Here is a 20937-nt window from a genome sequence, read left to right on the forward strand (position 1 = left end):
TTGTCGACCGGGGCCCGTCGCCGTCAGCGGCGCAGCGGCTCGCGGACCAGCGGACAGGACATGCAGCGCGGGCCGCCCCGGCCGGAGCCCAGCTCCGAGCCGGCGATCGCGATCACCTCGATGCCGGCCCGTTCCAGCTGGGCGTTGGTCTCCACGTTGCGCTCGTAGCCTACGCAGAGCCGGGGTGCCAGGGCGAGGGTGTTGTTGCCGTCGTCCCACTGCTCCCGTTCGGCGGTGACCGGGTCGAGCCCGGTGTCGATCACCCGGAGCTGGTCCAGGTCCATCGCGTCGGCCGCGGCGCGCAGGAAGGGCGCCGGCCCGTCCACCCGGGGCTCGTCGCCGTCCGCCCCGGCAATCACCGTGTACGCCAACAGCGTGCTGGCGATGTTCGGGTACATCAGCACGGCGTCCACGTCGACCATCGTGCAGACGGTGTCCAGGTGCATGGTGGCCCGCTCCTGGGCGATCGGCACCACCAGGATGGTGTGCGCCAGGCCGGCGGCGAACACCTGCCGGGCGAGCCGTTCCGCACCGGCCGGGGTGGTCCGCTCGCCCACCCCGACCGCGAGCACGCCCGGCGCGAGCAGCAGCACGTCGCCGCCCTCCAGGTGCTCCAGCTCGGGGTGGTAGACGAACTCGGTGCCGGCGAAGCGCGGGTGGTGGCGGTAGATGGCGTCGGTGAGGCTGGTCTCCCGCCGCCGGGCGGTCATGGCCAGGCTGGTCACCCCGACCCGCTCCCCGATCCACACCGAGGAGTCCCGCGTGAAGAGCAGGTTCGGCAGGGGATCGATGACGAAGTCGTGCCGGTCCATCAGCGTCCAGACCAGACCGCCCGGCCGGTCCCGGCCGATCCGCAGTTCCTCATGGGCCAGCCCGGCCACGAAGACGTCGGCGAGGGCGGCCGGGTCGAGGTAGGCGAGATGGTCGGCGATCCGCCGACGCAAGGTGTCGCCCAGCCGGGGTGAGCGGAGCACCAGCTCGGTCAGCTCGGCCCGGGCGTCCGGCACGGCGAGCGTCTCGGCCAGCAGGCTGGCGAGGTACAGCACCTCCACCCCGCGTTCGCGCAGGGCGGCGGCGAAGGCGTCATGCTCCTCCTGCGCCCTTCCCACCCATGGGATAGCGTCGAAGAGCAACGAGTCGTTGTTGCGTGGGGTGAGGCGGGCGAGTTCCGGCCCGGGGCGGTGCAGCAGCACGGTGCCGAGCCGACCGACCTCGCTGTCCACGTAGTGGGTCACTCTCGCAGCGTAGGGCAGGCTTCCGCACCATCCGGGAAAAGAAGTGTGAATGAATATGGCATTCATCCGCACTCATTCCGGCGCTCCAACTTGCCGAGCACGGGGGTAGGCAACGTAGGGTAGTGGAGACATAACTTCGAGAGACCTTTTGCCGGAGGTCGCGATGACTGTCTTTCCCGCTCGTCGAGCCGTACCCACCCGGGCGCTGCCGCCCGTCGCACTGCCACACCCCCGGGTGGAGTCCACCTCGGTGCTCGAACCGGCCCGACCGACCCCCCTCGAGTGGGCCCGTCGCCGCCGGGCCGAGCGGGGTGCGCGCCGGCTGGAGGCGGCCGGGGCCCGGGCCCTCGGTCAGCTCGACCACCTCGGGCCCGCCTGGCACGTCATCGAGTGGCCCCGCACCGACGCCGCAGACGTTCTCCTCGACCGCGGTCAGGACGAGCGGGCCGGGTTCCTCGCCATCGGACCGAGCGGCCTTTTCGCGGTCACCATCGCCGACCATGGCCGCGCCCGGGTGCTCGTCGCCGGCGACGTGGTGCAGATCAACGGCAAGCGTCCCCCCTATGTGGCCGAGGCCCGCCGGGACGCGAAGCGGGCGAGCAAGGCACTCTCCGACGCGGTGGGCCTGCCGATCCCCGTCACCCCGGTGCTGACCTTCGTCGGATCCGGGGTGATCAGCGTGTACGGCCTGCCGAAGGACTGTCTGATGGCCACCCACCGCGAGTTGGACCGCCTGCTCGTCGCCGGGGGCAACCGCATCAGCCCGGCCACCGCCGAGAAGCTCTCCCGGGTCGCCCAGGCCCCCGCCACCTGGCTCAACGGCACGTACCGTCCAGCAGCCGACTACCGGTGGTACGACGAGGGCCGAACGGCCGCTGACAAGCGGGCCGCCCGGCGGTAACGTCTCCGGCGACGCCACGCGGTCCGCGGATCCGCCCCCGGTGGTTTCCGTCGGCCGCGCCGTCGCCGGCCGCCCGGCACCAGAAACCCGTCGCACCGACATCCGTCCCCGGTCCCGCCGACGCCCCGGATTCCCGAGCAGCACCGGTGGCCGGTGGACCGAGCGCGGTCGAGCGGCCGCCGTGACGACCGGCTAGCGTGGACGGACCGTCGGTGTACATAGGAGGCGCGGTGGCCCACGTCGAGCTCTCGCTCTCGGAAGTGTTCCCCCCTGCGGCGGGGACCCCGGCCGAGCAGGAGTCCGACAACTTCGGGCAGTGGTCGGGCATCGTCTCCCGGGCCGCCGAGCCGTGCCTGCTGATCGACGGCGACACCACCGTGGTGGCGATCTCCGCGTCCGGCTGCGACCTGCTCTGCCTCGGCGCGCCGGAGGACGTGATCGGCCGGCCGCTCCTGGAGGGCGGGTTGCGCCTGGTCGACTTCACCGCCCAGCCGAGCGAGCTGACCGAGCAGGAATCCGACAAGATCCCGCCGCTGCTCGCGCTGCACTCCGGGCGGCTCGCCCGGGGGCTGCTCCGGGTCCAGGGGTCGGGCGACGACGTCGGGACCACGGTCGACGCCATCTCCACCCCGGTGCTGGCCGAGGGCGAGGTCGCCGGATCGCTCACCTTCTTCTCTCGCGTCTGACCTGCGAAAACGCGCGAGTTCGGCGCACCGGGCGATACCTGGGCGGTCCCTCGCCGACGCCGTAGGGTGCCCTCATGCTCGATGTCGCACTGTTGCCGGGCGAGTACGCCGTGTGCCGCCTGCCGGCCGGCACCGCCCTGCCGCAGCGGGTGTGGCGCGAGCTGGGCGACGGGGACGTGGTGACGGTGAGCTGGACCGTCGACGGCATCTCGCTGATCTGCCCGGCCGGTCGGGTCCCCGAGCAGGCGGTCGTCGAGACCGACTGGCGCTGCCTGCGGATCGTCGGTCCGCTCGACCTGCCGCTGACCGGCACCCTGGCCGCGCTGATCGACCCGCTCGCCCGGGCACGGGTGAACGTGGTGGCCTTCTCCACGTACGACACCGACCACGTGCTGGTGCCCACCGTCCGGCTGGCCGAGGCGACGAGCGCGCTGGAGCGGGCCGGCCACCGGATTCACAAGTGACCTTCACGCGATCGGGCGATCCTCCTACGATGGGCTCGGCCAGTCGCCTTAACGACGTCCGTCGATGCCGAGGATCGGACCGTGTCACCCACCCCACGCCCCACCGCCCGCTGCCGGAGCCTTCTGGCGGCCCTGGTCGCCCTGCTGGCCCTCGCCGGCTGCGGCGCCCCGCCCGAGCTGCGCCAGTCGACCGCCCCGCCCGCCACCGCCTCGGCCACGCCCACCGCCACGCCCAGCGCGACGCCGGCGACCCCTGCCACGCCCACCACCCCGGCGGCCGCCCCCAGCCCCGCCGACCTGGTCGCCACCGCCTGCGCGGCCGGACCCGCCAGCGACCGCGTGGTGTCGCTGCTGCGCGGCCGGGCCGGGGTCCTGCCACGGGACGTCCGGGTCACCGTCCGGACCGGGCCGCTCTGCGCGGCGGACTGGCAGTACACCGTGCTGGCGGTGAGCGGGCACGAGGAGCTCCAGGTGGTCACCCGGGGCAAGCCCAACGCCCTGGAGCTGGTGACCGCCGGGACGGACGTCTGCTCCGCCGAGGTACGCGCCGCCGGCCCGCCCGGCATCCGGACCCTGGCCTGCGACGGCACCCCGGGTGCGTAGGCTGGTCGCCATGCCGGGAACACCGCCGACCCGCTTCGTCTACCTGGGTCCCGAGGGCACCTTCGCCGAGCAGGCGCTGCGTACCGTGCCCGCCGCCGAACGGGGCAGCCGCACGCCGGCCCGCAGCGTCGGCGAGGCGCTGGACGCCGTACGGGCCGGAGAGGCGGACGCCGCGCTGGTGCCGCTGGAGAACTCCATCGGCGGCGCGGTCGGGGTGACCCTCGACGAACTGGCCGAGGGGGAGCCGCTGGTGATCACCCGCGAGGTGATCCTGCCGGTGGAGTTCGTGCTCGCCGCCCGACCGGGCGTCTCGCTCGCCGAGGTCCGGAGCCTCGCGGCGCACCCGCAGGCGTCCACCCAGTGCCGCAACTGGCTCCGCGACCACCTGCCCGACGCGACGGTGGTCGACGTGCTCTCCAACGGCGCCGCCGCGGCGGGCGCGGCGACCGGCGAGTACGACGCCGCGATCTGCGCCCCGATCGGCGCGGCCCGGCACCGGCTGGCCGTGCTCGCCGACAAGATCGCCGACCACCCGGACGCGGTGACGCGGTTCGCGCTGCTCTCCCGCCCCGGGCCGCCCCCGCCGCCGACCGGGGACGACGTGACCTCGCTGGCGGTCTACATCGTCCACGACCGGGTGGGCGCGCTGCTGTCCGTGCTGATGGAGCTGGCCGTGCGCGGGGTGAACCTGACCCGGATCGAGTCCCGGCCGACCGGCGAGGCACTCGGCCGGTACGTCTTCTTCCTCGACTGCACCGGCCACGTCGCCGACGTACGCCTCGGCGAGGCGTTGCAGGGGCTCCGCCGGGTCTGCGCGGACGTCCGCTTCCTCGGGTCGTACCCCCGGCACCGCTGGAGCCCGGCGGCGAACGACCGGCCGGTCCCCGCGCCGGCCGGCCTCTCCGACGCCGACTACGCCGACGCGGCGGCCTGGCTGGCCCGGCTGCGCGCCGGCGAGTTGAGCTGACGGTGCGCGGGACGCCCGGTCCGGGCGTCCCCGCACCGGACGGTCACTGCAGCAGGCCGCCGAGCAGGCCGCCCTGCTGCTGCTGGGCCCCGCTGCCCTGCACCGGAGGCTCCTCCGACGGCTGCACCACGACGAAGCCCTGACCGGCGAAGCTCATGGTGAACGCCTCCCCGGTGCTGCGGCCGAGGAGCGTGCCGAGGCCGAGCTGCTCGGCGCGGTGGTACCCGGTCTGGAGGTTGGCCGACCAGCAGACGGCGGCCTGCGGGTCGACGTAGGTCGGCGCGTCCACGTTGAGCACCACCGGGGTGCCCTTGGTGGTGATGGCGATCCGGCCGTGCCCGGTGAAGACGCAGTTGAACAGGCCGGCGGAGGAGGCGAAGCCCACGCCGCTGACCATCTTGATGTCGTAGGTCAGCGTGGAGTCGAAGGCGAGCACGCTGGAGCCGTTGATGGAGAGGGCGTCGCCGGGCTCCAGGTCGATGATGTGCACGTCCTTGGAGAGGTCGGCGAGGAACACGTCGCCCCGGCCGCTGAGCTTCATCAGCGGGACACCCTCGCCGGTGAGCCGCTGCTTGATGAACTTGCCGATACCGCCGGAGCCGAGCGCCTGGAACTGCACCTGACCCTGGTACGCGACCATGGATCCGACGCGGGCCATCGCCTCGCCGTTCAGCTCGATCTTCAGCATCTTGGAGTTCTGCAGCCGCATGCCCGGCTGCTGGGACTCCTTCTCAAGGTTCTCCGCGGAGAACAGCGCGCTGCGCATGGGCTTCTTCCTCCTGCATCGGGGTGTGCCTGCCCGCAGGCTAGGGGAACCGCGCAAGGCGGGGGATCGGCCGAGCGGGGCGCAGCGCGGACCCGGTCAGCCCCAGCCGAGGGCGTGCAGCCGGTCGTCGTCGATGCCGAAGTGGTGGGCGATCTCGTGCACCACGGTCACCGCGACCTCCTCGACGACGTCCTCCTCGGTGTCGCAGATGCGCAGGATCGGGCGGCGGTAGATGAGGATGCGGTCGGGCAGGACGCCGGAGTAGTCCCAGCCCCGTTCGGTGAGCGCGTGCCCCTCGTAGAGGCCGAGCAGGTCCTCGCCCGGGGGCGGGTCGTCCTCGACCAGGATGACCACGTTGTTCATCAGCCCGAGCAGTTCCTCGGGCACCTCGTCGAGGGCCTCGCCGACCAGCTCCTCGAACCGCTCCCGGCTCATCTCCACGGCCACGCCGCCATTCTCCCCCCAAGCGCGCCGCCCCGTCGCCCGCCAAGATCCGCACAAATTCACGGAAAGAGGCGCTGTCCGGCCCGGGACAGGCACTCTTTCCGTGAATCTGCGGCTTCCAGGAGCGGTGTCCGCCCGGCGTGGGCGGGCGGCGCGCGCTAGGCGAGGCGGGCGTTCAGGGTGATCTGCGCGCCCGGGGAGAGCAGCCGCGAGATCGGGCAGTTCTCCTTGGCCGCCGAGGCCAGCTTGGTGAACTGCGCCTCGTCCATGCCCGGGACCTGGCCGACGGTCTCCAGGTCGATCCGGGTCACGGTCATGCCCGCGTCGGTCTTGTCGAAGTGCACCTTGGCCGCGGTCTCGACCGAGGTGTCGGTGGCGCCCGCGTCGGCGAGCTGCTTGGAGAGGGCCATCGAGAAGCAGCTGGCGTGCGCGGCGCCGATCAGCTCCTCGGGGTTGGTCCCCTCGCCCTCCTCGAACCGGGACTTGAAGGAGTAGTTGCCGGCGAGGCCGCCCTTGCCGGTGCGGACCGTGCCGGCACCCTCGGTGAGGTTGCCCTGCCAACGTGCGGAAGCGGTACGGATAGGCATGGCACCGACGCTATCCGAAAGCGGGCGGCCCCGCACCGGCGCGACGCGCTTGCGGTCCTTGTCACCCCTGCCGGGTGTGTCATGATTCGACGCAGACCCGCGTACGCGGAAGGGTGGCCGATGTCCCAGGATCTCCCCATCCCCAGGCAGGACCGGTCGGACGGCACGACCGTCGTGGAGTGGGGCGACGGCGAACCCGTCCCGGCCCGCCGGGCCGGCCGCTCCCTCGCCGGCCTCGCCCGGGACCACCGCCTGCCCCCGGTGCTCGTCGGGCTCGGCGCGGTGGCCGCGATCGCCTCCCTGGTCGGCGAGTGGCTGGTGATGACGGTGCCGAACGGCGGCCCGGACGGCAACAGCCCCATCCGGGTTCCCGTCGGCGTCGCCGACGTGGGCGGTTTCGGGGTCGGCTACCTGGTGGGCCTGTTGGGCCTGGCCGTCGCGGCGGCGCTCGCGTTGCGGGGCACCACGGCCGTCCGGCAGAACGCCCGGGTGGCCGGTCTGGGCCTCGCCGCGGCGGTGCTGGCCGTGCTGACCGCCGCCGCCTTCTCCCTGGACGACTCGAGCCAGCGCACCCTCTTCTACTCCTCGGCGGACGGCTTCCGGGTCGAGTACGGGCGTGGCCTGGTCAGCGCCTTCGTGGCCACCGCGCTGCTCGCCGCCGCGCTCCACCTGTCCGGGCGGGCGTTCGACCCGGCACCGGAACCGGACGGCGACCCCGGCACGGCGGACGGCGGACGGCCGGCGCCGGGCCGACGCCGGTCGCGCGAGGACGAGCTACCTCCCGCGCCGGCCGACCTGACGGTGGAACCCACCGTGCCGTTCGCCCATCCCGACCCGCACTGACCTGCACGGTCGGACACCCGGCGGTCGCCGCGGGTTGGTGTCCGATTCGCCGAAAAGCCATGGTTGCGGCCGGTTCCGCGAGATACGGTTGCTGCCCGCCGTTCGTGGGCCCAGGCACCGAGGACCAGGGCGGCCGGCGCGACGGCGGCGGGCGAAGGAGGAACCATGACCCGCCCGGGACTGCCCAAGCTGATCGCCACCGACCTCGACGGCACGCTCGTCCGCAGCGACGACACCGTCTCCGCGTACACCCACGAGGTGCTCGACCGGGTGCGGGCCGCCGGGATCCCGGTGGTCGGCGCGACGGGACGCGGACCGCGCCTGACCGAACTCACCCGCAACGACATCCGCGCCGCCGATTTCCTGGTGATGGCCGGCGGTGGCCGGGTGGTCGACCAGAGCGACCCGGACGGGCCGCTGGTGCTGCGGGACGAACGGCTCTCCGGCCAGGTGCTGGCCCGGCTGCTCGCCGACCTGGAGGCCGCGGTCGGCCCGCTGACCGTGATGGTGGAGGCGTCGGACGAGCACGACTCGCCGCTGTGGGGGGACTACCACGCCAGCTGGCCGTACCAGGACCGGTTCGAGGCGCGCAGCCGCGAGGAGTGCCTCTCCTGCGACGTGATCAAGGCGTTCGCCCGCACCGCCGACCACCACGTGGACGAACTGCTGGCGGTGGCCCGCACGATCGTCCCGCCGGAGCTGGCCACGCTCACCCAGGCCGGCCTCGGCTTCATCGAGATCTGCCCGCCCGGGGTGGACAAGTCCACCGGGCTGAGCGTGGTCGCCGAGCGGCTCGGCGTCGACCCGGCGGAGGTGCTGGTCTTCGGCGACCAGCCCAACGACCTGCCGATGTTCGCCTGGGCCGGCTGGGCGCGGGTGGCGGTCGCCAACGCCCACCCGGAGGTCCGGGCGGCGGCCGACGAGATCACCCTGCGCAACGACGACGACGGCGTCGCCGTCTACCTCGACCGGCTACTCTCCCGGTGATGGGAGAGCCACCTCGCCTGATCGCCACCGACATCGACGGCACGCTGCTGCGGGACGACCGGACGCTCAGCCCGCGTACCGCGGCCGTGCTGGCCCGGATCGCCGCGGCGGGCACCCCGGTCGTGCTGGTCACCGGCCGCCCGATCCGCTGGCTCCCGCTGGTGTACGAGCAACTCGCCGAGCCGCTGCCGGCCATCTGCGCCAACGGCGCGGTGGTGTACGACCCGGTCGCCGACGAGGTGCTGCGGGCCGACCCGCTCGCACCCGAACTGCTGGCCGAGGTGGCCCGCCGGCTGCGGGCCGCGGTGCCCGGGGTGAGCTTCGCGGTGGAGATCGTGGACAGCCGGCAGATGCGGCACGAGTCGCACTACCCGCTGCGCTGGGACGCCGACCTCGACGCGATCCGGGCGGTCGAGTCGCCCGACGAGCTGCTCGCCGCGCCCGCCGTGAAGCTGCTCGCCCGGGCCGGCGAGCAGGACCCGGACGCGTTCGTCCGGGTGGTCGCCGGGGCGCTGGAGGGGCTGGCCGAGGCGACCCACTCCTCGTACAGCGGGCTGGTGGAGATCTCCGCGGCCGGGGTGACCAAGGCGGCGGGCCTGGCCTGGTACGCCGGCCGGCTCGGGATCGACGAGCGGGACGTGCTGGCCTTCGGGGACATGCCGAACGACGTGCCGATGCTGACCTGGGCCGGTCGGGCGGTGGCGGTCGCCAACGCGCACCCGGCCGTGCTGGAGATCGCCGACGAGGTGACCGGGGCGAACGAGGAGGACGGCGTGGCCGCGTACCTGGAGCAGGTCTTCGGGGTGGCCTGACCGGCCGGGCGCGCCCGCGCCCAGCCGGTCAGGCGGTACGGCCGCGCCGGCCGCCGGGTCAGAGGTACTGGCCGGGCGCGTGCCCCTCGTTGGTCGGCGGCATGCCCGGCATGCCCGGGGCCATCCCGCCGGGGCCGCTGGGCAGCGCGGCCCGGCCGGAGCGCATCTGCTCGAGCTGTACGCGGGCGGCCATCTGCTGGGCGACCAGCGCGGCCTGGATGCCGTGGAACAGCCCCTCCAGCCAGCCGACCAGCTGGGCGTGGGCGATCCGCAGCTCGCTCTCGCTGGGCGCCTTGTCCTCGGTGAAGGGCAGCGAGATCCGCTCCAGCTCCTCGCGCAGCTCGGGGGCGAGGCCCTCCTTCAGCTCGACGATGGACCGCTCGTGGATCTCGCGCATCCGGTGCCGGCTGGCATCGTCGAGCGGGGCCGCCTTCACCTCCTCCAGCAGCTGCTTGATCATGCTGCCGATCCGCATCACCTTGGCCGGCTGCTCGACCAGGCGGGTCGGGTCCTCGCCCTGGCCCTCGTCGGTCTGCACCGTGCCGACCGGCCGACCGTCCGGCCCGACCACCACCACCGTGCCGGGGATGCCGTCCTTGTCCTGCTCGTCGTTGTGTCCGGCGGAATGCGCTTCGGTCATGGCACCCATCTTTACCCACCCCCCGCCACCGGCACGCGCCGGGACGGGCCCCGCGCCCCCTGAACCACCCGGGCGGGCCACCCACGCCGGCGCACCGGCTACCGTCGCCGACATGTCCGCAGACCCGCGCGCCGTGCTCACCCAGCCGTCCCCGCCGCCGGACGCCACGGTCGCCTACGGCAACCACCCGGACCAGCTTGCCGATCTGCGCCGGCCCGCAGGTACGGGCCCGGCCCGGCCGCTGGTGGTCGTGGTGCACGGCGGCTTCTGGCGGGCCGAGTACGACCGCGGCCACACCGGCCCGATGGCCACCGCGCTGGCCGCGCTCGGCCACCCGGTCGCCCAGCTGGAGTACCGGCGCACCGGGCAGCCCGACGGCGGTTGGCCGAACACCCTCGCCGACGTGCTCGCCGGGGTGGCCGCGCTGCCCGGGCTGGCGGCCGCCGCGCTGCCCGGTCGGGTGGCGCCCGGGCCGCCGATCCTGGTCGGCCACTCGGCGGGCGGTCACCTGGCGCTCTACGCGGCCGCGCAGGCCCCGGCCAGCGTCGCCGGCGTGCTCGCGCTGGCCCCGGTCGCCGACCTGGCCGAGGCGTACCGGCTGGACCTGGACGGCGGGGCGGTGGCCGCGCTGCTCGGCGGCGGCCCGGCGGACGTCCCCGAGCGGTACGCGGCCACCGATCCATCGGCATTGGTGCCGTTCCGACCACGCACCGTAGTCGTGCATGGGGGCCTCGACCAGCAGGTCCCGCTCGCTATCAGCCGCTCCTGGGTGGCTGCGGCCCGGGCGGCGGGCAGCCCCGCCACGCTGATTGAGCTGCCGGAATGCGAGCATTTCGGACTAATCTCCCCCACTTCGGCGGCTTGGCCCGAGGTGGTGGCTGCGTTGCGGTCCCTGCACGATGATCTTCCGACCATTGACGCAGAGTCGCGGAGCAGGTAGAACGCCGATGGGGCGTGCGCCCGGCAGCCCTGTCAGGAAGGAAATCGGTGTCGCAGATGAACCGCAGGCGGGCACTCCAACTGCTCGCCGCACTGGGTACCACCGGGCTGGCGGCGGGCTGCGGCTCCGACACCGACACCGAGGACACGCCCAGCCCCCGCAGTCCGATCAAGATCGGGCTGATCGTCCCGAGCATCGGCCCGAACAAGGCCATCGGTGACGAGATCACCAACGGCTTCCAGCTCTTCCTCAGCCTCAACAACCAGCAGCTCGGCGGCCACCCGGTGACGCTGGTCCCAGCCGAGGAGGGCGACAACGCCAAGAGCGGACAGGCCGCCGTGGACCGGCTGGTCAAGGAGGGCGTCCTCGCGCTCACCGGCGTGGTCAGCTCCGCGGTGATGTCCGGCATCCGGGACACCGTCGAGCAGGCCCGGGTGCCCCTGATCGGCTCCAACGCCTCGCCGACCAGCCTGCAGAGCGTCGTCTACATCTGGCGCACCTCGTACGTGCTGGACGAGCCCGGTGAGGCGCTCGGCGCGTACCTGCGGCAGCAGGGCGTCTCCGGCCGCATCGCGATCTTCGCCCCGCAGGGCACCGGCAGCCGGGACGTCATCGACGGCTTCCGCCGCGGCTACGAGCAGGAGGGCCACCGGCTCACCGAGGATCCGGTGCTGACCAGCGACGACCCCAACCCCGGCAAGGGGGCGTTCGCCGGCGTGATCCAGAAGGCGCTCGGCAAGCGGCCCGACGCGATCTTCTGCAACTACGCGGGCACCGCCGCGGTGCAGTTCATCAAGCAGCTCTACGACGCGGGCTACGAGGGCAAGCTCTACGCCCCCGGCTTCCTCACCGAGGGCACCGTGCTGAGCCAGCTGGACGACGGGGAGGAGGGCGAGCAGCGGGCGCGCATCCTCAAGCACGGCATCGAGACGGCGCTGAACTACTCGCCCGACCTGAACAACACGGCGAACCGGGTGTTCGCCTCGGCGTACCGGAAGACCTACAACGCCTCCCCGACCACCTACGCGATGGCCTCGTACGACGCCGCACAGGTGCTGGACAAGGCGATCCGGCTGGTCGGCGACTACACGACCCCGCAGGCGGTCAACCTGGCGCTCGGCAAGATCGGCCAGATCGACAGCCCGCGCGGCGCCTGGCAGTTCAACCAGCCGCGTACCCCGCAGCAGAAGTGGTACCTGCGCCGGGTCATGCTCGACGGCCGGCTGCTGTCGAACGTCGTCGTCAACGAGCTGGCCACGCTCGGCTGACCCCCCTCGTACACGGAACGGGCGGCCTCCCCGCGGGCGGCCGCCCGTTCCGTGTCCGGTGCCGGGTGCGCGCCCTCAGTGGCGCAGCTCGGCGATGCAGCACTTCACGCTGCCGCCGCCCTTCTTCAGCTCGGCCAGCTCGACCGGGACCGGGTGGTAGCCCGCCGCCTTGAGCTTGCCGGCCAGCCGGGTCGCCTCGCTGTTCAGCACGACGTTCAGGCCGTCGCTGACCAGGTTCAGGCCGAAGGCCAGCGCGTCCTCGTCGTCGGCGAGCACCGCGTCGGGGAAGAGCTGGGCGAGGACCTTCTGGCTGGCCGCGGAGAAGGCGCCCGGGTAGTAGACGATGTTCTCGTCGTCGATCGAGGCGAGCGCCACGTCCAGGTGGTAGAAGCGCGGGTCGATCAGGTGCAGCGACACCACCGGCCGGCCGAGCGCCTCCTGCGCCTCGGCGTGCGCCGCCAGCTCGGTCCGGAAGCCGTGGCCGGCGAGAATCAGCCCACCGTGCGCGTCCGGCAGGTACGCGAAGTCGCCCTCGCCCTCGTTGGTCTCGCTCGGCGCGATGAACCGCCAGCCGTGCTCCTCGTAGAACGCCCGGTGCGCGGCGGCCTCGGCGGCCCGCTGCTCGTGCTTGAACTGGGCGCCGTAGACCGTGCCGTCCACCACGAACGCGCCGTTGGCCGCGAAGACCATGTCCGGCAGCCCGCGCTCGGGGGTGAGCAGGTGCACCTCGTGGCCGAGGCCGACGAGCGTCTCCCGCAGGCGGTCCCACTGCTTGACCGCCAGCTCCGCGTCGACCGGCGCGGTCACGTCCATCCACGGATTGATCGCGTACTCGACCGCGAAGTGCTCGGGCGAGCACATGAGGTATGTCCGCTTTCGCGGGACTCGCTGCTGGTTCACGGTCACCAAGAGTAGGTACGGTACAACTTTGGTAACAGCCACAACCATTGCTTCCCAGAGGCGGAACGTTGCAGATAGACGCGGTCGACCAGCGAATCATTGCGTTGCTCGTGGCAGATGCCCGCGCCTCGTACGCGGACATCGGCACCCGGGTGTCACTCTCCGCCCCCGCGGTCAAGCGTCGGGTCGACCGACTCCGATCCGCCGGGGTCATCCGGGGCTTCACCGCGGTGGTCGACCCGGCCGCCGTCGGCTGGACCACCGAGGCGTTCGTCGAGCTCTTCTGCGCCGGCCGGACCACGCCGGCGCAGATCGGGGCGGCGGCCCGGCGGCACCCCGAGGTGGTCGGCGCGTACACCGTCTCGGGGGAGGCGGACGCGCTGGTGCACCTGCGGGCCGCCGACATCGCCCACCTGGAGGAGGCGCTGGAACGGCTGCGCGCCGAGTCCTTCGTCACCTCGTCGCGGAGCACCATCGTCCTGTCCCGGCTCGTCGAGTCCCCCGGCGTCGGCCCGTCCGCTCCTTGACCTCAAGTCCGCTTCAGGTGGTCCACTGGGCACCGGGGGACCGCCGCGGGGGTGGTCCCCGGTCGGGAGGGTGACGTGCGGGCGGTGTGGCTGCGGGAGTTCGGCGGTCCGGAGATGCTGGTCCCCGGGCCGGCCCCGGACCCGGTGCCCGGTCCGGGGCAGGTGCTGATCGAGGTGGCGCACGCCAACCTGACCTTCGTCGAGACCATGTTCCGGGCGACCGGGTTCGGGCCGTTCCCCCGGGACCTGCCGGTGATCCCCGGCAACGGGGTTGGCGGGGTGGTCACCGAGGTCGGCCCGGGCGTGGACGCGGGGCTGGTCGGACGACGGGTGGTCAGCTCCACCGGCGGCACCGGCGGGTACGCCGAACGCGTGGCGGTGGACCGGGACGCCCCCCTCCCGGTGCCGGACGGGCTGCCGCTGGACGAGGCGGTCGCGCTGCTTGCCGACGGCCGTACCGCCCTCATGCTGCTGCGGGCGGCCGGACTGCGGGCCGGCGAACGGGTCCTCGTGGAGGCGGCGGCCGGCGGAGTGGGCAGCCTGCTGATCCAGCTCGCCACGGCGGCCGGAGCGCGGGTCGTCGCCGCCGCCGGTGGCCCCCGCAAGGTGGCGCTGCTGCGCGAACGCGGCCTCGACGTGGTGGTCGACTACCGGGAGCCGGACTGGCCCGACCGGGTCCGCGCCGCCACGGGCGGGGTGGACGTGGTCTTCGACGGGGTGGGCGGCCCGCTCGCCCGGGCCGCGTTCGACCTGCTCGAACGGGGTGGCCGGATGCTCAGCTTCGGGCTGGCCGGGGGCGCCTGGGCGGATCTGCCCGAGGAGGTGGCCGCCGCGCGCGGGGTGACCCTGCTCCGTCCGGGTGCCCGGCCGGACGAGCTGCGCTCGCTCACCGAGCGGGCGCTGGCCGAGGGCGCGGCCGGGCGGCTCCGCCCGCTGATCGGGCAGCGCTTCCCCCTGGAACGGGCCGCCGACGCGCACGCCGCCATCGAGTCCCGCGCCACGCTCGGCAAGACCCTCCTCGACCTCCACTGACTGTGCCGCCTCTCGCCCCGCTCCCCGAGATACGCCCTGATTCACGGAAAGAGTGGCCATTCCGCGCGGGATGGCCACTCTTTCCGTGAATCAGCGCCCTCCCGCCCCGCAGGCGGCGGGCGGCGGGCGGCGGGCGGCGGGCGGCGGGTCAGAGGTACATGCCGGTGCGGTGTTCGGACTGGGCGCGGGCCGGCTTGTCGCCCTCGCCGAAGAACCGCTTGCCGCCGAACTCGCCGTGCAGCCGGTCGTCCAGCTCGTCGGCCAGGCCGGTCATCACCTGGACCGCGAGCATCAGGTGGGTGGCCTGGAAGTTGCGGCCGAAGACCGGGATGGAGGCCCAGACGGTGTCGTCGGCGCAGTAGAGGCGGCCGATCGGCATCCGGTTGGTCAGCTCGGAGAGCTTCACGTAGAGGCGTTCGGTCGGCTCGACCTCGGTGAGTACCGGGGAGAAGACGTCCACCAGGGGCGGGTTGTCGCGTACCCGGACGAAGACCATCGCCGAGCCGGCCCGGATGTTGATGTCACCGTCGGAGTCGACCTGCACCTGGTCGGCCTTCGACTTGAGCATGGTCGAGACGACGGTCCGGACCCGCTCCTCGAGGGCGAGCACGTCGTTGTCGGCGGCCTGCTTACCGGCGGCGGCCAGCGCCTCGTCGAGGTCGGTCTCCACGTCGCGGTCCGGACCGAACTCGCTGCGGGCGGTGCCGAGCGGCTCCACCGGCAGCGCCTCGCCCTCGGCGTCGTGTACCAGGTAGACCAGGAAGGCGGGATGCGGGGCGCCGTAGACGTCGCGCAGCGTGCGGGACAGCACCGCCGCCAGCCGGGTGGCCTCGTCGACCGCGCAGTCCAGGCCGAAGTGCTCGCCGGAACCCTCGACCACCCCCGGCGGAGACCAGCCGAGCGCGATCATGTCCGCGACGGCGGCGCGGTCCAGGCGGTAGCCCTGCGGCAGGGTGGCGTTGCCGACCGCCCGCGCCGACAGCCGGCCCTCGTCGCCGACGTCGACGCTGATCGAGTAGACGGCGTCCCCGGTCCCGGAGGCGGTCGGGTCGAGGGTCAGCTCCAGGTGCGTACCGGCGGGGAGGCCGCGCAGCCGGTCGGCCAGCGCGCGGGCGAACTCCCGCCACGCCTCGGTCACCTTGGCCCGGAGATCGGCCGTGGTGGGCTCGTCCAGCAGGATCGACTCGTACTGCTCCGGCATGCCGCCGGCGGGCTCACCGGCTGCCGAGGGGTGCTCTGCCGTCATGATCGCCTCCGTCCGTCAGGGGCCACCCTACCCACGGACGGTGGAGGTCGAATCACGCCGGACCGGGATCGGACACCGGGTCGCGGACCACCCGGGACGGCCTACTCGGTCGGTGCGGTGCCGTCCAGCTCGACCGGCCAGGTGCCGGCCAGCTCACCGAGCCGGGCGGCCGTCGCGGCGAGGTCCGCCCCGCGCCCCACGGCCACCCCGAGGAGGTACGCCGTGACCGGCGCGCCCGGGCGCAGCACCTGGTGGGCCACGTCCTTGGCCAGGTCGAGCACGACCGGCACCGACACCTCGGCCGGGTCCAGGCCCAGCTCGGCGCAGGCGGCCGTGACCCAGTCGTCCATCACCGTCATCGTGTCCACTCCTCGGCCCGGCGTACGTCCTCGTCAGTGTCGCAGTCGAACCAGGGCGGCGGCCCGGAGCCGGACCAGGACACCTCCCGCACGGCCATGCCGGCCAGCAGCCGGCGTACCGGGGCCCCGTCGACCGTGCCACCCCGCTCGGCGGCGAGCCGGTCGACCGCGGCCCGCAGCGCGGCGATCCGCCACACCCCGCAGAGCTGCTGCCGGCGCCCGTCGCCGTCCAGGTAACAGGCGCCGTCGGCGGTCGACCCGTCGAGCGCGCCCAGCAGGGCGGCCACCGCCGCCGGGGTGAGCAGGGGCAGATCGGCGGCGAGCAGGGCGACCGTGGTCGTGGTGGGGTCGAGCAGGGCCAGCCCGGCGGCGGTGGCGGCGACCGGGCCACCGCCGGGCGGATCCTCCCGGGTCACCCGTACGCCCTCGGGAACCGGGCCGGCCGGGCCGACCACGATCCGCGGCGCGGCGTCGGCGACCGCCGCCAGCACCCGGTGCAGCATCGGGCGGCCCCCGATCGGGCGGGCCGGCTTGTCCACCCCGCCCATCCGACGGGCCGCGCCCCCGGAGAGCACCACCGCCGCGTACGCCGTTCCCACCGGGCCACCGTAACCGCGCCGGTCCCGCACCGCGCGGCGGGCGTCGCCGTGCGTACGGCCGGCCTCGCGAGGCAGGATGGCGGGATGGGACGGGCGACTGACCGGCGCGGCGTACTCCGGATCGACCTCGACGCGGCGGCCGACCGGCGCGCCCAGATACGCCGGCAGGACACCCTGGCGGTGGAGGAACCGCTGGAGATCCGGGTCGGCCGGGCCGGCCCCGGCCGGCGCGACCCGCTCGCGGTGACCATGCGTACCCCCGGCGACGACCTGGACCTGGCGATCGGGTTCCTGCTCACCGAGGGGCTGATCCGGTCCGCCGACGACGTGCACACCGCCCAGCTCTGCGCCGGGGCGGAGACGCCGAACACCTACAACGTGGTCGACGTGGTGCTCGCCCCCGGGGTACCCGAGCCCACCACCGACCCGGCCCGCAACTTCTACACGACCAGCTCGTGCGGCGTGTGCGGCAAGGCGAGCATCGACTCGGTGCGGACCCGGTCGCTCTTCGCGGTCCGCGACGACCCGCTGCGCGTGCCCGCGAAGGTGCTCGCCGACCTGCCGGACCGGCTGCGGGCCGCGCAGCGCGCCTTCGAGCGGACCGGTGGCCTGCACGCGGCGGGGCTCTTCTCCGCTGACGGCGAGCTGGTGGTGCTGCGCGAGGACGTCGGCCGGCACAACGCGGTGGACAAGGTGGTCGGCTGGGCGGTCCGGGAACGCCGACTGCCGCTGGCCGGGCACGTGCTGCTGGTCTCCGGGCGGGCCAGCTTCGAGCTGACCCAGAAGGCGTGGATGGCCGGCGTGCCGCTGCTCGCGGCGGTCTCCGCGCCCAGCACCCTCGCCGCGGAGCTGGCCGAGGAGGCCGGCATGACCCTGGTCGGCTTTCTGCGCGGCCGGACCATGAACGTCTACGCGGGGTCGCACCGCGTCGCCGAACCGGCCGGCTGAGCCGGCCACCGGGTCGGCGCCGACGGCCGGGACCATCAGATGCGCCGGCGGGTGACGCGGCGGCGGGAGCGCTTGCGGCGTACCACGCCGGGGAAGGCGACCTCCGGCCAGCCGTCCAGCTCGGACGGGGGAAACCCGCGGCGGAGCATGTCGTCCAGCAGCAGCGCGAGGGAATAGTCGGGGTGGGCGCCGAGCACCCGCTCCAGGGCCACCGCGGCCAGCGCTCCGTACCCGGCCCGCCAGGCCGCGAAGGCGAGCAGGCTGCCGGGGGCGGCGCTCAGCTCCGGCTCGGCCCGCCGCAGCACGTCCGTCCAGAGGCTGATGTCGGCGTCCCGCCCATCGGTGCGTTCCCAGGCGTGGTCGCGTACCGGAAGCTGGGTGAGCAGCACGGTCAGCCAGGCCACCTCGTCGTCGGTCAACCGCTCGCCCCGCCGGTGCCGGCGGAACGCGGTGCGGACGGCCGCCACCCCGGCGGAGCGTACGGACCGGCCGCCGACCAGCGCGGTCTCGCTCGCCTCCTCGGTCAGGGCCGCCAGTCGGCGACGGGCCCGGGCGGTGGCCCGGCGCATGGCCACCCGGACCGGACCGTCGAGCGCGGACACCTGCGCGGTCAGCGCGGCCCGGTCGGGCAGGGCCACCTGGCCGGCGTAGACGGCCGCCGCGCTGACCTCGCTGGTCACCGGGTCGTACGGGGTGCCGTCGGGCGGGCAGCACTCCGGCTCGGTGCAGAGGTAGGACCACCAGCGCCCGTCGGTCACCCGCAGCGCGTCGAGGACGAGCAGCCCGGCCCGGTCCAGCGCCTCGCCGACCGCGTCGACCGCCCCGGTCACCCGGGCGGCCGGACCGTACCCGATCACGGTGGCGGACTCGCTGCCCTGCCGGACGATCACCTCGGCCAGGTGCTGGGCGGCCGGCTGCGGATCGGCGCCCGGCTCGGGCAGGTCGCCCCGGGCGGCGAAGATGACCCGGCGACCGCGCAGCGCCACCACGACCACGCTGTCGGCGGGGTGGAAGCCGAGCAGGTACGGCACGGCGGCGATGAGGTCGGCGGGCGAGCGGACGGCGAGCCGGAGCTGGTCGGTGGGAGTCATGCCGGGAGCGTGCGGCGACCCCGGCCCACCCCGACAGGCCCTGTGGACGACACGCGGGTTGTCCACAGATACGGAGAGTATCGGCCCAGGTGGGCGCCGATCGGCACCGGTCGACAGCGGGACACGACCCCCGACCGTCGGTCCGACCCGCTACCTTGCGCTCATGGACCTGGCGTACCTGCGGGCACACCCGGAGCACCTGCCGACCTTCCTGACCCATCAGCGGATCCGGGAGACGCCGGTCTCCGGCGGGGACATCTGCGCCACGTCCCGGCTCACCCTCGACGACGGGCACTCGGTCTTCGCCAAGACCTGGCCGGAGCGCGCGGGACGCCCCGTGCCCGACGGCTTCTTCGCCGCCGAGGCGGCCGGGCTGCGCTGGCTGCGCGACGCGGGCACGGTCGCGGTGCCGGAGGTGCTGGTGGCGCTGCCGGAGCTGCTGGCGCTCGACTGGGTCGAGCCGGGCGAGCCCAGCCCGGCGGCGGCCGAGCGGTTCGGGCGCGAGCTGGCCGGGCTGCACCGGGCCGGCGCGCCCGCGTTCGGGGCGGAGTGGGCCGGCTTCATCGGCGCGCTGCCGCAGGACAACACGCCGGACCCGGGCCCGTGGTCGGCCTGGTTCGTACGGCGGCGGATCCTGCCGTACCTGCGGATGTCGGTGGACGGCGGCGCGCTCACCGCCGCGGAGACCGGGGTGGTGGAGGAGCTGGCCGACCGGATCGGGGAGTTCGGCGGCGACGAGCCACCCGCGCGGATCCACGGCGACCTCTGGCCGGGCAACCTGCTCTGGGGGGCCGACGACCGGGTGCGGCTGATCGACCCGGCCGCGCACGGCGGCCACCGGGAGACCGACCTCGCCCAGCTCGCGCTCTTCGGCGGCGCGCCCCACCTGGACCGGATCATGGCCGGCTACCAGGAGACGTGGCCGCTGGCCGACGGCTGGCGGGAGCGGGTGCCGCTGCACCAGCTCCATCTGATGCTGGTGCACACCGCCCTGTTCGGCGCGGCGTACCGGGACGCGGTGGGATCCGCCGCCCGGGCCGCGCTGCGGGGTGCCGGACGCGCTACGGTCGACAGGTGAGCGCCGCCCCGACGACGACCGACGGGGTCCTCGTCGACCGGTACGGCCGCGTCGCCCGGGACCTGCGGGTCTCGCTGACCGACAAGTGCAACCTGCGCTGCACCTACTGCATGCCGGCGGAAGGGCTGCCCTGGCTGGCCGGCCCGCAGCTGCTCAGCGACGACGAGATCGTCCGCCTGGTCCGGGTCGCGGTGCAGCGGCTGGGCGTCACCGAGGTCCGCTTCACCGGCGGGGAGCCGCTGATCCGGCCCGGGCTGGTCGGCATCGTGTCGGCGGTGGCCGCGCTGGAGCCCCGGCCCCGCATCTCGGTGACCACCAACGGCCTCGGGCTGGAACGGCTCGCCCCCACGTTGCGCGCCGCCGGCCTGGACCGGGTGAACGTGTCGCTGGACACCCTGGACCGGGCCCGCTTCTCCACGCTGACCCGGCGGGACCGGCTCGCCGACGTGCTCGCCGGGCTGGCCGGCGCGGCCGCGGCCGGGCTGACCCCGGTGAAGGTGAACGCGGTGCTGATGCGCGGGGTCAACGACGACGAGGCGCCCGCGTTGCTGCGGTTCGCCCTGGCCCACGGCTACGAGCTGCGGTTCATCGAGCAGATGCCGCTGGACGCCCAGCACGGCTGGGACCGCACGACGATGGTCACCGCCGACGAGATCCTGGCGGCGCTGGGCCGGGAGTTCGCGCTGACGCCGGACCCGGCCGAGCGGGGCGCCGCCCCCGCCGAGACCTGGCTGGTGGACGGCGGGCCGGCCCGGGTCGGGGTGATCGGCAGCGTGACCCGGCCGTTCTGCGGCGACTGCGACCGCACCCGGCTCACCGCCGACGGGCAGGTGCGTGCCTGCCTCTTCGCCACCGAGGAGTCCGACCTGCGGGGCGCGCTGCGGGCCGGGGCGGACGACGCCGAGCTGGCCCGCCGGTGGCGTACCGCGATGTGGGGGAAGCGGGCCGGACACGGCATCGACGACCCGACCTTCCTGCAACCCGCCCGCCCGATGTCGGCGATCGGAGGCTGAC

At 74.2% G+C, this 20937-nt stretch carries 25 protein-coding genes; 15 read left to right on the forward strand and 10 right to left on the reverse strand.

The features are described 5' to 3' along the window. Positions 1-23: 23 nt before the first annotated feature. Positions 24-1235 carry an arginine deiminase gene (locus ACGFI9_RS19735; RefSeq protein ID WP_393179610.1) on the reverse strand — a complete coding sequence of 404 codons (1212 nt, stop codon included), beginning with the start codon at positions 1233-1235 and terminating at the stop codon, positions 24-26. A gap of 163 nt (positions 1236-1398) precedes the next feature. On the opposite strand from ACGFI9_RS19735, the gene ACGFI9_RS19740 reads away from it, so the two are divergent. The 5 genes from ACGFI9_RS19740 (at position 1399) to pheA (ending at position 4856) form a co-directional block, all read left to right on the forward strand. Beyond that, a complete protein-coding gene (locus ACGFI9_RS19740) occupies positions 1399-2136 on the forward strand; it encodes a hypothetical protein (RefSeq protein ID WP_393179612.1) in 738 nt (245 codons plus the stop codon). 230 nt (positions 2137-2366) lie between these two features. Next, complete coding sequence (locus ACGFI9_RS19745; RefSeq protein WP_393179614.1) at positions 2367-2822, forward strand: PAS domain-containing protein; 456 nt, start codon at positions 2367-2369, stop codon at positions 2820-2822. 74 nt (positions 2823-2896) lie between these two features. Continuing rightward, positions 2897-3286, forward strand: a complete 390-nt coding sequence (locus tag ACGFI9_RS19750; RefSeq protein WP_393179615.1) for an ACT domain-containing protein — start codon at positions 2897-2899, stop codon at positions 3284-3286. Positions 3287-3367: 81 nt separating this feature from the next. After that, positions 3368-3889, forward strand: coding sequence for a hypothetical protein (locus ACGFI9_RS19755; protein ID WP_393179617.1), 522 nt, complete (start codon positions 3368-3370; stop codon positions 3887-3889). A 10-nt stretch (positions 3890-3899) separates the two neighbouring features. Further along, a complete protein-coding gene (gene pheA, locus ACGFI9_RS19760; RefSeq protein WP_393179619.1) occupies positions 3900-4856 on the forward strand; it encodes a prephenate dehydratase in 957 nt (318 codons plus the stop codon). 43 nt (positions 4857-4899) lie between these two features. Here the strand turns inward: pheA and ACGFI9_RS19765 are convergent, their stop codons facing one another. The 3 genes from ACGFI9_RS19765 to ACGFI9_RS19775 form a co-directional block, all read right to left on the reverse strand. Continuing rightward, entirely contained in the window at positions 4900-5622 is a 723-nt protein-coding gene (locus tag ACGFI9_RS19765) for an AIM24 family protein (RefSeq protein WP_393179621.1), read from the reverse strand. 96 nt (positions 5623-5718) lie between these two features. Then, the gene (locus ACGFI9_RS19770) at positions 5719-6063 is read right to left on the reverse strand and encodes a metallopeptidase family protein (RefSeq protein WP_393180143.1); all 345 of its coding nucleotides are present in this window, start codon (positions 6061-6063) and stop codon (positions 5719-5721) included. A gap of 161 nt (positions 6064-6224) precedes the next feature. After that, positions 6225-6653: an OsmC family protein gene (locus tag ACGFI9_RS19775; protein ID WP_393179623.1), complete on the reverse strand. Its 429-nt coding sequence runs from the start codon at positions 6651-6653 to the stop codon at positions 6225-6227. A 120-nt stretch (positions 6654-6773) separates the two neighbouring features. On the opposite strand from ACGFI9_RS19775, the gene ACGFI9_RS19780 reads away from it, so the two are divergent. From ACGFI9_RS19780 to ACGFI9_RS19790, 3 genes are all read left to right on the forward strand, one after another. Continuing rightward, the gene (locus ACGFI9_RS19780) at positions 6774-7496 is read left to right on the forward strand and encodes a hypothetical protein (protein ID WP_393179625.1); all 723 of its coding nucleotides are present in this window, start codon (positions 6774-6776) and stop codon (positions 7494-7496) included. 165 nt (positions 7497-7661) lie between these two features. Further along, entirely contained in the window at positions 7662-8483 is an 822-nt protein-coding gene (locus ACGFI9_RS19785; protein WP_393179627.1) for an HAD family hydrolase, read from the forward strand. Next, positions 8483-9295 (forward strand): HAD family hydrolase, encoded by an 813-nt coding sequence (locus tag ACGFI9_RS19790; RefSeq protein WP_393179629.1) that lies wholly within the window; start codon positions 8483-8485, stop codon positions 9293-9295. Before ACGFI9_RS19785 ends, ACGFI9_RS19790 begins: the two co-directional genes overlap by 1 nt. A gap of 58 nt (positions 9296-9353) precedes the next feature. Here ACGFI9_RS19790 and ACGFI9_RS19795 read toward each other — a convergent pair whose 3' ends face one another. After that, positions 9354-9944, reverse strand: a complete 591-nt coding sequence (locus tag ACGFI9_RS19795; RefSeq protein ID WP_393179631.1) for a bacterial proteasome activator family protein — start codon at positions 9942-9944, stop codon at positions 9354-9356. 103 nt (positions 9945-10047) lie between these two features. Between ACGFI9_RS19795 and ACGFI9_RS19800 the strand changes: the two genes are divergently transcribed. After that, positions 10048-10875, forward strand: coding sequence for an alpha/beta hydrolase family protein (locus tag ACGFI9_RS19800; RefSeq protein WP_393179632.1), 828 nt, complete (start codon positions 10048-10050; stop codon positions 10873-10875). A 47-nt stretch (positions 10876-10922) separates the two neighbouring features. Then, complete coding sequence (locus ACGFI9_RS19805) at positions 10923-12143, forward strand: ABC transporter substrate-binding protein (RefSeq protein ID WP_393179634.1); 1221 nt, start codon at positions 10923-10925, stop codon at positions 12141-12143. Positions 12144-12218: 75 nt separating this feature from the next. Here the strand turns inward: ACGFI9_RS19805 and ddaH are convergent, their stop codons facing one another. Then, positions 12219-13052: a dimethylargininase gene (gene ddaH / locus ACGFI9_RS19810; protein ID WP_393179636.1), complete on the reverse strand. Its 834-nt coding sequence runs from the start codon at positions 13050-13052 to the stop codon at positions 12219-12221. A 59-nt stretch (positions 13053-13111) separates the two neighbouring features. Here ddaH and ACGFI9_RS19815 point away from each other — a divergent pair, with 59 nt between their 5' ends. Together ACGFI9_RS19815 and ACGFI9_RS19820 are read left to right on the forward strand one after the other, a co-directional pair. Beyond that, positions 13112-13570: an Lrp/AsnC family transcriptional regulator gene (locus ACGFI9_RS19815; protein ID WP_302770476.1), complete on the forward strand. Its 459-nt coding sequence runs from the start codon at positions 13112-13114 to the stop codon at positions 13568-13570. A gap of 75 nt (positions 13571-13645) precedes the next feature. After that, positions 13646-14602 carry a zinc-binding dehydrogenase gene (locus tag ACGFI9_RS19820; protein ID WP_393179638.1) on the forward strand — a complete coding sequence of 319 codons (957 nt, stop codon included), beginning with the start codon at positions 13646-13648 and terminating at the stop codon, positions 14600-14602. A gap of 148 nt (positions 14603-14750) precedes the next feature. Here ACGFI9_RS19820 and ACGFI9_RS19825 read toward each other — a convergent pair whose 3' ends face one another. The 3 genes from ACGFI9_RS19825 to ACGFI9_RS19835 all read right to left on the reverse strand — a co-directional run bounded on the left by ACGFI9_RS19825 (position 14751) and on the right by ACGFI9_RS19835 (position 16806). Next, on the reverse strand, positions 14751-15848 hold the full coding sequence (locus ACGFI9_RS19825) for a hypothetical protein (protein ID WP_393179639.1): 1098 nt from the start codon (positions 15846-15848) through the stop codon (positions 14751-14753). 101 nt (positions 15849-15949) lie between these two features. Then, on the reverse strand, positions 15950-16207 hold the full coding sequence (locus ACGFI9_RS19830) for a DUF6457 domain-containing protein (RefSeq protein ID WP_393179641.1): 258 nt from the start codon (positions 16205-16207) through the stop codon (positions 15950-15952). Beyond that, positions 16204-16806, reverse strand: coding sequence for a molybdenum cofactor guanylyltransferase (locus ACGFI9_RS19835; RefSeq protein WP_393179643.1), 603 nt, complete (start codon positions 16804-16806; stop codon positions 16204-16206). Before ACGFI9_RS19835 ends, ACGFI9_RS19830 begins: the two co-directional genes overlap by 4 nt. A gap of 84 nt (positions 16807-16890) precedes the next feature. Between ACGFI9_RS19835 and fdhD the strand changes: the two genes are divergently transcribed. Beyond that, a complete protein-coding gene (fdhD, locus tag ACGFI9_RS19840; protein ID WP_393179644.1) occupies positions 16891-17754 on the forward strand; it encodes a formate dehydrogenase accessory sulfurtransferase FdhD in 864 nt (287 codons plus the stop codon). A gap of 35 nt (positions 17755-17789) precedes the next feature. On the opposite strand, the gene ACGFI9_RS19845 is transcribed toward fdhD, so the two are convergent. Further along, positions 17790-18845: a DUF4192 domain-containing protein gene (locus ACGFI9_RS19845; protein ID WP_393179646.1), complete on the reverse strand. Its 1056-nt coding sequence runs from the start codon at positions 18843-18845 to the stop codon at positions 17790-17792. Between the two features lie 163 nt (positions 18846-19008). On the opposite strand from ACGFI9_RS19845, the gene ACGFI9_RS19850 reads away from it, so the two are divergent. Together ACGFI9_RS19850 and moaA are read left to right on the forward strand one after the other, a co-directional pair. Continuing rightward, positions 19009-19923 carry a fructosamine kinase family protein gene (locus ACGFI9_RS19850; protein WP_393179648.1) on the forward strand — a complete coding sequence of 305 codons (915 nt, stop codon included), beginning with the start codon at positions 19009-19011 and terminating at the stop codon, positions 19921-19923. Continuing rightward, positions 19920-20936: a GTP 3',8-cyclase MoaA gene (moaA, locus tag ACGFI9_RS19855; RefSeq protein WP_393179650.1), complete on the forward strand. Its 1017-nt coding sequence runs from the start codon at positions 19920-19922 to the stop codon at positions 20934-20936. Before ACGFI9_RS19850 ends, moaA begins: the two co-directional genes overlap by 4 nt. Position 20937 lies beyond the last annotated feature (1 nt).

The organism is Micromonospora sp. NPDC048930, assembly GCF_043197935.1.
Classification (GTDB): Bacteria; Actinomycetota; Actinomycetes; order Mycobacteriales; family Micromonosporaceae; genus Micromonospora.

Coding starts and splice junctions, on each gene's coding strand:
- ACGFI9_RS19740 (WP_393179612.1), top strand. CDS start 1,399: ATGACTGTCTTTCCCGCTCGTCGAGCCGTACCCACCCGGGCGCTGCCG.
- ACGFI9_RS19750 (WP_393179615.1), top strand. CDS start 2,897: ATGCTCGATGTCGCACTGTTGCCGGGCGAGTACGCCGTGTGCCGCCTG.
- pheA (WP_393179619.1), top strand. CDS start 3,900: ATGCCGGGAACACCGCCGACCCGCTTCGTCTACCTGGGTCCCGAGGGC.
- ACGFI9_RS19765 (WP_393179621.1), bottom strand. CDS start 5,622: ATGCGCAGCGCGCTGTTCTCCGCGGAGAACCTTGAGAAGGAGTCCCAG.
- ACGFI9_RS19775 (WP_393179623.1), bottom strand. CDS start 6,653: ATGCCTATCCGTACCGCTTCCGCACGTTGGCAGGGCAACCTCACCGAG.
- ACGFI9_RS19780 (WP_393179625.1), top strand. CDS start 6,774: ATGTCCCAGGATCTCCCCATCCCCAGGCAGGACCGGTCGGACGGCACG.
- ACGFI9_RS19785 (WP_393179627.1), top strand. CDS start 7,662: ATGACCCGCCCGGGACTGCCCAAGCTGATCGCCACCGACCTCGACGGC.
- ACGFI9_RS19790 (WP_393179629.1), top strand. CDS start 8,483: ATGGGAGAGCCACCTCGCCTGATCGCCACCGACATCGACGGCACGCTG.
- ACGFI9_RS19795 (WP_393179631.1), bottom strand. CDS start 9,944: ATGGGTGCCATGACCGAAGCGCATTCCGCCGGACACAACGACGAGCAG.
- ACGFI9_RS19800 (WP_393179632.1), top strand. CDS start 10,048: ATGTCCGCAGACCCGCGCGCCGTGCTCACCCAGCCGTCCCCGCCGCCG.
- ACGFI9_RS19825 (WP_393179639.1), bottom strand. CDS start 15,848: ATGACGGCAGAGCACCCCTCGGCAGCCGGTGAGCCCGCCGGCGGCATG.
- ACGFI9_RS19830 (WP_393179641.1), bottom strand. CDS start 16,207: ATGACGGTGATGGACGACTGGGTCACGGCCGCCTGCGCCGAGCTGGGC.
- fdhD (WP_393179644.1), top strand. CDS start 16,891: ATGGGACGGGCGACTGACCGGCGCGGCGTACTCCGGATCGACCTCGAC.
- ACGFI9_RS19845 (WP_393179646.1), bottom strand. CDS start 18,845: ATGACTCCCACCGACCAGCTCCGGCTCGCCGTCCGCTCGCCCGCCGAC.
- ACGFI9_RS19850 (WP_393179648.1), top strand. CDS start 19,009: ATGGACCTGGCGTACCTGCGGGCACACCCGGAGCACCTGCCGACCTTC.